This is a genomic window from Mesorhizobium sp. B2-4-3 (genome assembly GCF_006442815.1).
Taxonomy (GTDB): Bacteria; Pseudomonadota; Alphaproteobacteria; order Rhizobiales; family Rhizobiaceae; genus Mesorhizobium.
The window spans coordinates 69,352-81,780 of record NZ_VFVL01000028.1; the positions used below are offsets into that span (position 1 = coordinate 69,352).

Sequence of the window (12,429 nt, forward strand, 5' to 3'; positions counted from 1 at the left end):
AAGCTCACAAATCGATCACGCCGCGCTTGCGCAGCAGAATCCACAAGAAGAACGGCGCGCCGGCAACCGCCGTGACGATGCCGATCGGCAGCTCGGCCGGCGCGACGATGGTGCGCGCGACCGCGTCGGCAAGCAGAAGCAGCGAGGCGCCGAGCAGAGCGGAAGCCGGCAGCAAATATCGGTTGTCCGGGCCAATCGCCAGCCGCAGGACATGCGGCACGACGATGCCGATGAAGCCGATGCCGCCGCTGACCGCCACCGAGGCGCCGACCGCCGCCGACACAGCGACAATGGCCGTGTATTTCAGCCGCTGCACCGGAATGCCGAGGTGGCCCGCGGTCGCCTCGCCCAGCGCCAGCGCGTTGAGGCCGCGCGACAGGAATGGCATCGCCGATAGCGCCAGCACGATCACCGGCCCCACGGTGCCGATCTTCGGCCATGTCGCGCCGGCAAGCGAGCCGAGCTGCCAAAAGGTCAGGTCGCGCAGCTGCCGGTCGTCGGCCATGAAGATGAGGATGCCGGTGAGCGCCATGGCAAGCGCGCTGATGGCGATGCCGGCAAGCAGCATCGTGGCGACTGACGTCCGCCCCTGGCGCGTGGCGATGGCATAAAGCAGCAACGTCACCGCGAGCCCGCCGAAGAAGGCCGCCAGCGGCAGGGCGAGCGTGCCCAACGCAAGCGTGACGGGCGCAAGCCATGTGGTGCCGAGCACGATGATCGCCACCGCGCCGAGGCTGGAGCCGGCGGAGACACCGATCAGGCCCGGATCGGCAAGCGGATTGCGGAACAGCCCCTGCATCACCGCGCCGCAGGCGGCGAGCGCCGCGCCGATCAGCACGCCGAGCAGCACGCGCGGCATGCGGATGTCGTAGACGATCAACTGGTCGCGCGCCGCAAGCGCCGCGTCGGCAGGCATGGCGCCCGTGAACCAGTCGCGGATGACGCGGACGGCGGACGCGTCGGAGGCGCCCGACGTCAATGACAGGAACACGCAGAGCACGAGCGCCAGGCACAAGAGCAGGATGACAAGCCTTGCCCGGGCCGAGCGGTCGCCATCGGCCGCCATCACCCTGCCCGCGCCGGCAATCGACTGTTCGGCCATCGCCGCTCAGTCCGTGACCTGATTGCCATAGAGCGAGACGGCAAGATCGTGGATGGCTTCCGCCGTGCGCGGGCCGAAGCCGAGCAGATAGCCGCCCCCCATGCTGATCATCTTGCGGCTCGTGCCCGCCGGCGTCGAAGCGACGGCAGGGTTGGCGAACAGCTCCTCTTCCGAGATCTGCGGTCCGCCGCCCTTCATCGTCAGGATGACATCCGGCCTGGCGCTGACGATCGCCTCGTCGGTCATCCCTTTGTAGCCGGAAAAGCCCTCGACCGCGTTGACGGCGCCGGCCAGCCTGATGATGCCGTCGGCCGCCGTGTCGCTGCCCGCGGCAAGGATCTTGCCGCCCTGCGTCGACAGCACGAACAGCACGCGCTTGCGCTCATTGATCGAGGCCGTCTGCTTTTCAGCCGCCGTCAGCTTCGCATCCGTCTCCGCGGCGAGCTTTTCTGCCTTCGCCTCGACCCCCAGCGCCTTGCCGACGATGCGGATCTTTTCGAGGATGCCCTCATGATTGTAGTGGTCCGGCACCTCGATGAAGGGCACGCTCGACTTCTTCAGCACGTCGACTGCTTCTTTCGGACCGCTGCCGTGCAGCGCCAGGATTCCGGTCGGATTGACCGACAGGACGCCCTCGGGCGAGAGCGCGCGCATGTAACCGACATCCGGCAGCTTCGCCGCCGCCTCGGGATAGTTGCTGGTCGAATCGCGGGCCACGAGACGGCCTTCCTCGCCGAACGCGTAGACGATCTCGGTGATCGAGCCGCCTATGGAGGCGATCCGCGAGGTGTCCGAAAAGACGGTCGTGCCTTCTTCCGCCCTGGCTGGCTGCATGGCGACGGCAAGCAGGACACCGAGCGTCGGCGCAAGCGCCGCGCGGAAACTGAGAACAAAGCGCATTGGGTGCTACCTCATGCAGCGGTCGGATTGGGAATGCGGGGCAGGTTCTCGGCGAGAAAACGCCAGTCTTCCCGCTCGCCTTCGCCTTCATGACGCTTGCCGAAGAACTGGATGATCATGTCGCCATTGGCGTCATAGGCCTCCAGCGAGGTGACATGGCCGTCCTTGGTAGGCTTCCGCACCGCCCATACTTCGTGGATGTGGTCGGTCCTCAGATGCAGATGGAAGGTCTCGTCGAGCACGTTGATCCACGGGCCCATCGGCGTGACCGACTTGATCGGGCCGGAATGGATCTGGATGCAGCCGCGGTTGCCCACGAAGCACATGATCGGCATCTCGCCTGCCGCCGCGTGATGGAACATGGCGCTCACCGCGTCGCTGTCGAGCAGCCAGGCATAGTCCTGGCCCACCATGCGCACCGCCTCGCGGCGGCTGAGCTTCAGCGTCTTCAGCATGCCGAAGAACTGATGCACGTCGGTGAGCCGGCTCCAGCGGTCGCGCAGGTCGTCGATCGAGGCAACCGAGCCCTGCCCCTCACCCTCTCCTTCCGCCGCGCTTGAGAGGATCGCGACGGTCGGTTCCTGATCCGACGATTCGAGACTCGCCACCAGTTTCTGGTAGGCATAGAGATTGGATGCGGGCCTAAGATGTACCTTGTGCACCGCCTCGCCCGCTGCGTCGAAGAACTGCAGGCTGCGGCGGATCTCGCCGTCGTCGCGTTTCTCCACGGCAAAGCCATGCGCCCAGACCTTCGGGAAGATGCGCAGGTCGATGTTCTCGCCAAGCACCATGGCGTTGTGGTTGCCGGTGACGACCTTGTCGTAGACGCCGATCTTTTCATGCACGGCGCTTTCGTTTCGGGTCAGCGCCATCACCTCGCCGACCGCCTCGAGGCCGGTCAAAAGATCGTTGACGCGCGGCTCGACGCGGACGGTGCCGACGCCGCAATGCGCCGCGACCAGCTCCGCTTCCGAAATACCCAATTGCGCCGAGAGATCGCGCTCCCGCATTTTCGGATTTTCTTCTCGCGCCCGCCGGATTTCCGCCGGCGACGGCTTAACGCGCTGGTCCATTTCGTCCACCTGTATTGCCTGATGTCTGCTCGTCTACCGCCCGCCGATTACGATCACTTGTTGAGGATCAGCTTGCCCTGGCGGGTGATCTTCAGGCGGTAAAGCGCCCCGTGATGCTCGATGCCGATCTCGTGCTCGCCCTGGAAAAGCGTGTTGCTGGAGAGCGTCCTCACCGCCAACGGCATCCTTTCGTAACGCATCTGCGTGTCCTCCGGGCGGCGGACGCGATAGCGGAAATCGTTGGGATTGTGCGTGTTCATCGGGTCGGTCCTTTCCTCTGACGGCCACCTTGGCCGCAGCCTCATAAAATGCCGATTAAATTCTTGACTCGAATAGTCATGTTTACTAGTCAGTGCATTACCGGACTAAATGAGTCAACATTTAAGACGCCGGATGTGATCAAAAATGCGAGCGAGCCACTGGCCAGCCAGCTGTGAGCCTGAATCTGGAGTTGGGGCATGGGGTTGGTGACTTGGGGACGGACGGGCCTGGCGGGCGACAGCGCGGGCCCGGGCTTCCGATCGTTGGCGCGGGCGGTGGCGATATTGATGGCCGGTTCTGCGGCGATCGCGCTTGGCGCGCCCGCCGCCAAAGCGCAGCAGGCTGGGCAGCCCGCGGCCGACCAGCAGCAGGCCGATCAGAAAAAGAAGCCTGACGACAAGGCCGCGGCCGAAGGAACCCTGCTCGACAAGATCCTCGTCATCAGCCGCACCGGCGAAACCGCGATCCAGTCGCTGGCCTCGGCCAGCCATGTCGACCAGGAGCAGCTCGACCGCCGCATGGCGACCACGCCCAACGAAATGCTGCTCGGCGTGCCCGGCGTCGCCGTGCAGGCCGACGCACGCCGCGTCAGTTCCAGCATCAACATCCGCGGCTTGCAGGATTTCGGCCGCGTCGCGGTGATCGTCGACGGCGCCCGGCAGGACTTCCAGCGCTCGGACCACGGCACGCAGTCGACCTTCTATGTCGATCCCGAGCTCATCAAGTCGGTCGACGTCATCCGCGGCCCGGTCGCCAACACCTACGGTTCCGGCGCCATCGGCGGCGTCGTCTTCTTCGACACCAAGGACGCGGCCGATTTCCTCAAGCCCGAAGAGACCTGGGCCGGATCATTGACCGGGCGCTATGAAAGCAACGGCAAGGGCTGGACCACCAGTGCCACCGGCGCCTACCGGATGAACGAGAACTGGGACGTTCTGGGCAACATCGTCTATCGGGACTATGGCAACTACAAGAACGGCGGCGGCGACACCGTTGCGGGCACCGGTTTCGACGTGTTGAGCGGCCTGCTCAAGACCACCATACGCCCGACCGAGAACAGCGAATTGAAGCTCGGCTGGGTCGGCTCGAGCGACGGATGGACGGAAACCAGCGGCGGCGTGCCGGCCAATGACGTCGATCTGAAGTCGAACACCTTCACGGCCCGCTACAACATCACCGACGATGCCAAGAGCTGGCTCGACCTCCACATCAACGCTTCATACAACAAGACAGTTCTCGACCTGACGACGCTCACCGCGCAGAACCGCTTCGACCCGACCACCGGCCTGCCCGTGGTGCTGCCGGCCGGCTCGCTGTCCACTTTCGACGTCGGCACGACCGGCATCGACATTTGGAACACGTCGCGCTTCGAGACGGCGAACGTCGCCCATGAATTGACCTATGGCGGCGACTGGGTCGGCGACGATGTCGAGACCGGGGGCACGGCCGGCGGCGACAGCTTCTACACGCCGTCGGGCAAGCGCAACGTCTCCGGCGCCTATATCCAGGACAAGCTGACCTGGGAGTGGCTCGAGGTCATTGGCGGCCTGCGCTACGACAATTACAGCCTGAAGGACGACACGAATGAGACCTCCGGCGACCGGGTATCGCCGCGCATCACCATCGGCGTCTCGCCCTTCGAAAGCGCCGGCCTGGCCGGCCTGCAGTTCTACGGCACCTATGCGGAAGGCTATCGTTCGCCCTCGCTGACCGAGACGTTGATCAGCGGCAACCATCCGGCCGGCGTCAGCTTCCCGTTCCTGCCCAACCCGAACCTGAAGCCCGAGACCGGCAAGACGATCGAGTTCGGCGTCAACTACAAGCAGAACGACATCATCGAGGGCGGCGACGCGCTGCGGCTCAAGGCTGCCTACTTCAACAACAATGTCGACGACTACATCGACGGCGTGACGCTCTCGCCCTTCGATCCGACCAGCGGCTGCCCGTTCGGTCCCGGCATTCCGATCTGCTTCCAGTACCAGAACTTCGCCAAGGCCAAGATCAACGGCTTCGAGCTGGAAAGCGTCTACGACGCAGGCTGGGGTTATGCGGGCCTCTCGGCTTCCATCATCAATGGCCACACCATCTCCTATGAAGGCGAGCGCGCGGACCTCGCCACCGTCCCCTCCTCGCAGGTGACGGCCCAGCTCGGCCTGCGCTTCCTCGAGGACAAGCTGACCGTCGGCGGCGAAGTGCAGTACAATGGCAAGCCCAAGGGCAATCCGGTGGCCAAGGACTTCACACTGGTCAACGCCTTCGCCAGCTACCAGGCGACGGACAATCTCAAGCTCGACTTCCGCGCCGACAATCTGTTCGACGTCAAATACACCAACCCGCTCAACGGAAGCACGACCGCCGTCCTCTACGAACCCGGCGTCACGCTGAAGCTGGCGGCAACCATGCGCTTTGGAGGTTGAGGAAGACATGAAACGCTTGACGGCATCCCTTTGTCTGCTGACCTCGACGTTTGCGATGTCGCTTGCGATGGTGCCGGCGTGGGCCCAGTCCGCGCCGGCTCCGGCCCTGAACCTGGAGCTCAATGCGGCACAGCCTTCGGACAAGGGCTGCCGGCTGACTTTCGTCGTCAACAATGCGCTCGGCGCCGACCTGTCCAAGGCGGCTTTCGAGATCGCGCTGTTCAACGAGGCCGGCGTCGTCGACCGCCTCACCGTGCTCGATTTCAAGGACCTGCCGGCCGGCAAGACCAAGGTCACGCGCTTCGACCTTGCCGGCGCCGACTGCGGCAAGCTCAGCCGCGTGCTGATCAACAGCGCGACCGAATGCACCGGCGTCGAGCCGGCGGCCTGCATGCGCGGCCTGAAGACCTCGACCAAGACCGCCATCGCTTTCGGCGTATAGGGGTGGGACTGCATCCGGCCTTCCCGTTTGACGCAATGGCGTGGCCTGCATCCGGTCCGCCGCCATGGCCGGCAACCGATCTTGATTTGACAATTCCTTGTCACGTGCGGCAGGTCTCGGCGCGAGACATGCAGGATATCGATCACCCTTCCGATGCAGGCAGTGAACTGGCGATCAAGCCGGCCGAGCCACTCATGCGGACGCGGCAATCCGCGGGAGACCGCGGATGGACGGTGGCGATCATCGCCTCCGGCCTGCTCCATGGCGCCGCCGCGGCGGCGTTTCTGATCGCACCCGCGGGGACATTCGATCCTGCGGACGCGATCAGGGCCGAGGGCGCCGACCAGTCCGGCGCCAACGTCATCGGCAGCGCCTTGGATGACCAGGCGTCCGGCGCGGTGGATGTTACCCTGGTGCCGGATCCGCAACCGGCAAAACGCCATGCTGTCCAGCCCGCTCCGCCGGCCGGGGCGCCGCAGCCGGCAAGTGAACAGGTGACGCCTCAGCCTCCGCCGGAAGCCGTCAAGGAGCCGGCCCCGGATATCCTGGCGGCCGCCACGCCGCGCCAGGATGATCGGAGCGTCCCCACGGACAGCAAGCCGACGCCCGCGATCGAGCCGCAAAGCACACAAGCGGCCCCTGCCGAGCCTGAGCAATCGCCGGTCCCGAGCACGACATCGAGCGCGCCAGCCGGATCGGCGGGGCCAAGTGAAACCGTTGAACCGAGCGGCACGGCGGATGGCGATACACGCGATGCGCCAGTCATCGCCAGCAAGGGCAAGAAACAGGCCGCCGGGAATGCGCTCGAATCCCGCTACAGCGGTGAAATCCAGAAGAAGCTTGCCCGCGCCAACCGTCGCGTTTCGAAATCGATCCAGGCCAAGGCTCGCAACAATGCCAGGGTGGTTTTCGTCGTCGCGGCCGACGGCAGCGTCAGCGACCTGCAGCTCGCCGAGAGTTCAGGGTCCGCCGAGCTCGATCAGTTCGCTTTGACGCTGGTGCGCAAGCAGGCACCGTTCCCTCCCATTCCACCCGAGACAGGAAAATCAAGTTGGGTATTCAAGGCGCGGATCGGCCCTTTTTAAAACCTTCGCCATCCTAAGAATTCGTCCATTTCGAAAGGAAGCCAATGTACATCGCCATGAACCGCTTCAAGGTCCAGAACGGCTCGGAAGGAGCCTTCGAGGACGTCTGGAAGAACCGCGATTCCAGCCTTTCCGAAATGCAGGGTTTCAGGGAGTTCCACCTGCTCCGCGGCCCGGTCAACGAGACCGAGGGCTATACGCTGTTTGCCTCACACACCGTCTGGGCAAGCCAGGAGGATTTCGTCGCCTGGACGAAGTCGGAGAATTTCCGCGCCGCCCACCGCAATGCCGGCGGCTCGAAGGTGCACTATCTCGGCCATCCGCAGTTCGAGGGCTTTTCGGTCGTCGAAGGCGCATAAGACAGGCCTGCGACCAACGAGATTGTTTCGCGCCAGCTAGTTCCTCGACACAGGGATTCTCAAAGTTGTCGGCGGGTCAGTGAAATTAGCGCAAACGCTGGGGATTGGCTGAAGCCTCCTCAACCTCATCATCCACGGGCGAAGCAGCCGCGAAGCGGCGTCGCGGAGACCCGAGGATCCATTCCGTGACCTTTATCGAAGGGTGCAGCGGAGCAGAATTCTGCACCGCTGCACCGCTCATATGTAACGGAATGGATCCTCGGGTCTACGCGTCGCTTCGCTCCTTGCTCCGCTCGTGGATGACGATCGCGATGAGCGTTCCGGCCAATCGCCAAGGCATGTAACTGCTTACGCAGAGATAGCCGACTGGCCAAAATCGCCATGCTTGGGAACTATGCTGCCGCCAGCAGGCTGGCGTTGCCTCCCGCCGCCGTGGTGTCGACGCAGACCGCGCGCTCATGCGCATAAGCGGCCGGGTTGAGCACCTCGCTGACCAGGGGCACGATCGGCCCGGTGCGCTCGGCAATCACCTTGCGCACGACCCGCGCCGCCTCCGGCGTGCCGGAGAAGGCGACGACATCGACGCGCAGCGAACGCGCCTCGACCGGATCGGGCCGGCCGTCGATGGCCGCCAGCGGCAGGCCCTTGCCGGTCAGCACCGACAGCGCCGCCGGCGCGCCCGGCGCCACCGCCAGCACAGCGTTGCCGGCCGCGAGCGCCTGGATCGTCTGGGAAAGCAGCGTCTCGGCATCCGGGCCGAGGCACAGCACCCGGCCGCGCGGGGCCAGCGACAGCGTGTTGGCCTCGCCGGTCGGTCCGGGCAGGTCCACCTGGCCGAAATCGAGGCTTGCCGCGGCGGCGATTGCCGCCGCGCCCTTGCCACGCAGATGCTTCCTCAGGATCGCCACGCGGTCCGGCCGCGTCGACCAGCCGCCGAGCGTCGGATCCGGCAGATTGTCGGCAAGCTCTGTCGCCGTCACCTTGTGACCCTCGCCAAGCTCGGTGCCAGCCTCCGGCCCCTTGCGGAAACGGCGCAGGTAATGCGGCCCGCCGGCCTTCGGGCCGGTGCCCGAAAGCCCCTCGCCGCCGAAGGGCTGCGAGCCGACGACGGCGCCGATCTGGTTGCGGTTGACATAGATGTTGCCGGCATGGATGCCGTCGACGAAATGCTGCACGCGGCCCTCGATGCGGGTGTGCAGGCCGAAGGTCAGGCCGTAGCCCTTGCGGTTGATGGCGGCGATCACCGCGTCGATCTCGTCGGCATCGAAGGTCGCGACATGCAGCACCGGGCCGAACACCTCGCGCTCCATTTCCTCTATGCCTTTGACGCGGAAGACATGCGGCGCGACGAAACGGCCCGTTGCCGGCGCTTCCAATTTCGCGATCAGCCGGCCTTCCAGCCCTTTCTTCTTGCAATAGTCGCTGATCGAAGCTTGCGCCTCATCGTCGATGACCGGGCCGACATCGGTCGAGATGGCCCAGGGATTGCCGATAGTGAGCGCTTCCATCGCGCCTTTCAGCATCTCCAGCATCTTCTTCTCGACGTCCTTCTGGACGTAGAGCACGCGCAGCGCCGAGCAGCGCTGGCCGGCGCTCTGGAAGGCCGAGGCGAGAATGTCGCGCACCGCTTGCTCAGGCAGCGCGGTGGAATCGACGATCATCGCATTCAAGCCGCCGGTCTCGGCGATCAGCATGGCATCGGGCGCCGCGGTTTCGGCCAGCTGCTTTTCGATCAGCTTGGCAACCTCGGTCGAGCCGGTGAAGCAGACCCCGGCGATGCGCGGATCGGCGGTGAGCGGTGCGCCGACCGAGGCGCCATCGCCCGGCAAAAGTTGAATGACATCTTCCGGCACGCCGGCCTCGCGCAGCATTTCCACGGCGCGGAAAGCGATCAGCGGCGTCTGCTCGGCCGGCTTGGCGACGACCGAATTGCCAGTGACAAGTGCTGCCGCGATCTGGCCGGTGAAGATCGCCAGCGGAAAATTCCACGGCGAGATACAGACGATCGCGCCGCACGCTTGCGTGCCCGCTTCGGCATTCACCGCCTCGGCCGCATAGTAGCGCAGGAAGTCGACCGCCTCGCGCAGCTCGGCCACCCCGTCGGCCAGCGACTTGCCGGCCTCGCGTGTGGCGAGAGCGAAGAACTCGGCGGCATTGGCTTCGTAGAGGTCGGCGGCGCGGTTGAGGATCGCGGCGCGCTCGGCAACCGGGCGCTTCGCCCAGGCGGGTTGCGCGTCGACGGCGATGCGCACGGCGGTCGCCACCTGTTTGGCCGCCGCCTCATGCACGGTGCCGACGACCTCGTCGGGCTTTGCCGGATTGACGATCTGGCGCGGCTTGCCGTAGCCGGCGGCACGCGTGACCGGCTTGGCGTGCCAGCGGTCCGTTCCGGCGAATTCCGCCCTCGCCTTGTCGATGGCCGCAAGCGTCACCGGATCGGTGATGTCGAAGCCCCTGGAATTGCGGCGTCCGGCACCAAAAATCGCGGCGGGACGAGCGATGGCCGGATTGGCGGCGAGACCCTGTTTCTCTACGGCCTCGAGCGGGTCGCGCGCGATCTCCTCCGGCTCGACTTCCTCGTCGGTCAACTGGTGGACGAAGGAGGAGTTGGCGCCGTTTTCCAGCAGACGCCGCACCAGATAGGCAAGCAGGTCGGAATGCGCGCCGACCGGCGCATAGATGCGGCAGCGCGTGCCTTCGGCCTGGCGCACCGTCTCGTGCAGCGCCTCGCCCATGCCGTGCAGGCGCTGGAACTCGAAGCTGTCGCGGTCCTTCGCCATCGACAGGATGGCGGCAACCGTGTGCGCGTTGTGCGTGGCGAACTGCGGGTAGATGCGGTCGGTCATCGACAGCAGCTTTTTCGCGCAGGCCAGATACGAAACGTCGGTGTTGGTCTTGCGGGTGAAGACTGGATAGCCGGACAGGCCGAGCGTCTGCGCCCGCTTGATCTCGGTGTCCCAGTAGGCGCCCTTCACCAGCCGCACCATGATCCGGCGGTCATATTTTTTCGCCAGCGCGTAAAGCCAGTCGATGGCGAAGGCCGCGCGCGGGCCGTAGGCCTGGACGACGACGCCGAACCCGTCCCATCCGGCGAGCTCCGGCTCGGCCAGCACGCGTTCGATGACGTCGAGCGACAAATCGAGCCGGTCGGCCTCCTCGGCGTCGATGTTGAGGCCCATGCGCGAATGCCGCGCCGCTAACGCCAGCGACAGAAGCTGCTCGGCCATCACCGGCAGCATCTTTTCCTTCTGCGCCTCTTCGTAGCGCGGGTGCAGGGCCGAGAGCTTCACCGATATGCCGTGATTGTAGCGGATGTCGGGCCCGTTGGAGCCGGAATCGAGCGAGGAGATGGCGTCGGCATAGGCGCGGTGGTAGCGCAGCGCATCGGCTTGCGTGCGGGCCGCCTCGCCCAGCATGTCGAAGGAATAGAGATAGCCCTTCTGCGTCATCGGCCGGCCGCGCTTGATCGCCTCGGCGATGGTGCGTCCGAGCACGAACTGCTCGCCCATCTCGCGCATGGCGGCGGCCACCGCCTTGCGGATCACCGGCTCGCCCAGCCTGCGCACCATGGCGCGCAGCGTGCCTTCTATGCCGCCCTCGCCTTCGTCGAGCACGCGGCCGGTCAGCATCAGCGCCCAGGTCGAGGCGTTGACGAAGATCGAGCTCGAGCCGCCCGAATGCGCCGACCAGTCATGCGGCGCGATCTTGTCGGCGATGAGGTCGTCCATCGTCTCGGTATCGGGCACTCGCAGCAACGCTTCGGCCAGACACATCAGCGCCACGCCTTCCTTGGTCGACAGGCCGTAGGCCGAGAGGAAGACCTCCATCAGCCTTGGATCGGTCGAGCCGCGCACCGCGCGCACCAGATCGGCCGCGCGGGCCGAGATCGCCTTGCGCTCCTCCGCCGAAAGCCCCGCCGTCGCCGATAGGCGCTTCACCGCCTCGTCTTCGTCGGGCAAATAATTGGCGCGGATCTGCTGGCGGATGGCGTCGAGCGGCATGTCGGGTCCATGAAAGCGAGCGTGAGCGAGCGGTCTGGCGGTCGCCGGACCGAATGGCGCAAGCTAACACAGCTACGAGTTTCAGTCGGTCCAAAGAAATCGACAAGATAGTCCATTCGATCTATCATATAGGCTCCCTTCCCAGCATTTTGACTGCCAAATCAATGATTGAAGACCAATTGGACCGCATCGACCGCAACATCCTGGCCGCGCTTGGGCGCGACGGCCGGCTTTCCATGTCGGAACTCGCAAGCAAGGTCGGCCTGTCGAAGACACCGGTTCAGGCACGCGTGAAGCGGTTGGAGAAGGACGGCTATATCAGAGGCTACCGCGCAGTCATCGACCGCGAGCGCATGGGCGAAGGCCATGTCGCCTTCGTCCAGGTGAAACTGTCGGACACACGCTCAGCGGCGTTGGACGCATTCAATCGCGCGGTGCAGGGCGTGGCGGAGATCGAGCAGTGCCACATGATGGCGTCGAGCTTCGATTATCTCTTGAAGGTCCGCACCACCGACATCGCCGCCTATCGCCGGGTGCTCGGCGAGCGCATCTCGGCCCTGCCCCATGTCGCCCAGACGTCGACCTTCGTGGCGATGGAGACGGTGAAGGACAGGTAGTTCCCCGACACAGGGATTTTGAGAGGTTGCCGTTTGCCTTGATGCAAGATTTTCAGTTCATGTCCGTGAAATCAGCGCAAACGCCGGGGATTGGTTGAAGCCGCCCCCCAACGTCGTCATTCTATGGCGGAGCAAGGAGCGAAGCGACGCGGCGCAGACCATAGAATCCATG

The 12,429-nt window shown here is 65.2% G+C and carries 10 protein-coding genes; 5 read left to right on the forward strand and 5 right to left on the reverse strand.

What is annotated here, in order from left to right; genetic code table 11:
- Nucleotides 1–4: 4 nt before the first annotated feature.
- Genes FJ956_RS23245 through hemP form a run of 4 tightly spaced genes read right to left on the reverse strand, consistent with a single transcriptional unit; the run spans nucleotide 5 to nucleotide 3,335 of the window.
- On the reverse strand, nucleotides 5–1,102 hold the full coding sequence (locus FJ956_RS23245; RefSeq protein ID WP_140678134.1) for an iron ABC transporter permease: 1,098 nt from the start codon (nucleotides 1,100–1,102) through the stop codon (nucleotides 5–7).
- 6 nt (nucleotides 1,103–1,108) lie between these two features.
- Nucleotides 1,109–2,002 carry a hemin ABC transporter substrate-binding protein gene (locus FJ956_RS23250; protein ID WP_140678132.1) on the reverse strand — a complete coding sequence of 298 codons (894 nt, stop codon included), beginning with the start codon at nucleotides 2,000–2,002 and terminating at the stop codon, nucleotides 1,109–1,111.
- Between the two features lie 11 nt (nucleotides 2,003–2,013).
- Nucleotides 2,014–3,075 (reverse strand): hemin-degrading factor, encoded by a 1,062-nt coding sequence (locus tag FJ956_RS23255; RefSeq protein WP_140678130.1) that lies wholly within the window; start codon nucleotides 3,073–3,075, stop codon nucleotides 2,014–2,016.
- A 53-nt stretch (nucleotides 3,076–3,128) separates the two neighbouring features.
- Nucleotides 3,129–3,335, reverse strand: coding sequence for a hemin uptake protein HemP (gene hemP / locus FJ956_RS23260; RefSeq protein ID WP_140678127.1), 207 nt, complete (start codon nucleotides 3,333–3,335; stop codon nucleotides 3,129–3,131).
- Nucleotides 3,336–3,623: 288 nt separating this feature from the next.
- Between hemP and FJ956_RS23265 the strand changes: the two genes are divergently transcribed.
- The 4 genes from FJ956_RS23265 to FJ956_RS23280 all read left to right on the forward strand — a co-directional run bounded on the left by FJ956_RS23265 (nucleotide 3,624) and on the right by FJ956_RS23280 (nucleotide 7,639).
- Nucleotides 3,624–5,753: a TonB-dependent hemoglobin/transferrin/lactoferrin family receptor gene (locus FJ956_RS23265; protein WP_140678125.1), complete on the forward strand. Its 2,130-nt coding sequence runs from the start codon at nucleotides 3,624–3,626 to the stop codon at nucleotides 5,751–5,753.
- Nucleotides 5,754–5,760: 7 nt separating this feature from the next.
- Nucleotides 5,761–6,195 carry a hypothetical protein gene (locus FJ956_RS23270; RefSeq protein ID WP_140678123.1) on the forward strand — a complete coding sequence of 145 codons (435 nt, stop codon included), beginning with the start codon at nucleotides 5,761–5,763 and terminating at the stop codon, nucleotides 6,193–6,195.
- Between the two features lie 128 nt (nucleotides 6,196–6,323).
- Nucleotides 6,324–7,280 (forward strand): TonB family protein, encoded by a 957-nt coding sequence (locus FJ956_RS23275; RefSeq protein ID WP_140678121.1) that lies wholly within the window; start codon nucleotides 6,324–6,326, stop codon nucleotides 7,278–7,280.
- A 44-nt stretch (nucleotides 7,281–7,324) separates the two neighbouring features.
- Complete coding sequence (locus FJ956_RS23280) at nucleotides 7,325–7,639, forward strand: antibiotic biosynthesis monooxygenase (RefSeq protein WP_140678119.1); 315 nt, start codon at nucleotides 7,325–7,327, stop codon at nucleotides 7,637–7,639.
- 392 nt (nucleotides 7,640–8,031) lie between these two features.
- Here the strand turns inward: FJ956_RS23280 and putA are convergent, their stop codons facing one another.
- On the reverse strand, nucleotides 8,032–11,640 hold the full coding sequence (gene putA, locus FJ956_RS23285) for a bifunctional proline dehydrogenase/L-glutamate gamma-semialdehyde dehydrogenase PutA (protein ID WP_140678115.1): 3,609 nt from the start codon (nucleotides 11,638–11,640) through the stop codon (nucleotides 8,032–8,034).
- A 164-nt stretch (nucleotides 11,641–11,804) separates the two neighbouring features.
- On the opposite strand from putA, the gene FJ956_RS23290 reads away from it, so the two are divergent.
- Nucleotides 11,805–12,257: an Lrp/AsnC ligand binding domain-containing protein gene (locus FJ956_RS23290; protein ID WP_140647666.1), complete on the forward strand. Its 453-nt coding sequence runs from the start codon at nucleotides 11,805–11,807 to the stop codon at nucleotides 12,255–12,257.
- Nucleotides 12,258–12,429 lie beyond the last annotated feature (172 nt).

Coding starts and splice junctions, on each gene's coding strand:
- FJ956_RS23245 (WP_140678134.1), bottom strand. CDS start 1,102: ATGGCCGAACAGTCGATTGCCGGCGCGGGCAGGGTGATGGCGGCCGAT.
- FJ956_RS23250 (WP_140678132.1), bottom strand. CDS start 2,002: ATGCGCTTTGTTCTCAGTTTCCGCGCGGCGCTTGCGCCGACGCTCGGT.
- FJ956_RS23255 (WP_140678130.1), bottom strand. CDS start 3,075: ATGGACCAGCGCGTTAAGCCGTCGCCGGCGGAAATCCGGCGGGCGCGA.
- hemP (WP_140678127.1), bottom strand. CDS start 3,335: ATGAACACGCACAATCCCAACGATTTCCGCTATCGCGTCCGCCGCCCG.
- FJ956_RS23265 (WP_140678125.1), top strand. CDS start 3,624: ATGGCCGGTTCTGCGGCGATCGCGCTTGGCGCGCCCGCCGCCAAAGCG.
- FJ956_RS23270 (WP_140678123.1), top strand. CDS start 5,761: ATGAAACGCTTGACGGCATCCCTTTGTCTGCTGACCTCGACGTTTGCG.
- FJ956_RS23275 (WP_140678121.1), top strand. CDS start 6,324: ATGCAGGATATCGATCACCCTTCCGATGCAGGCAGTGAACTGGCGATC.
- FJ956_RS23280 (WP_140678119.1), top strand. CDS start 7,325: ATGTACATCGCCATGAACCGCTTCAAGGTCCAGAACGGCTCGGAAGGA.
- putA (WP_140678115.1), bottom strand. CDS start 11,640: ATGCCGCTCGACGCCATCCGCCAGCAGATCCGCGCCAATTATTTGCCC.
- FJ956_RS23290 (WP_140647666.1), top strand. CDS start 11,805: ATGATTGAAGACCAATTGGACCGCATCGACCGCAACATCCTGGCCGCG.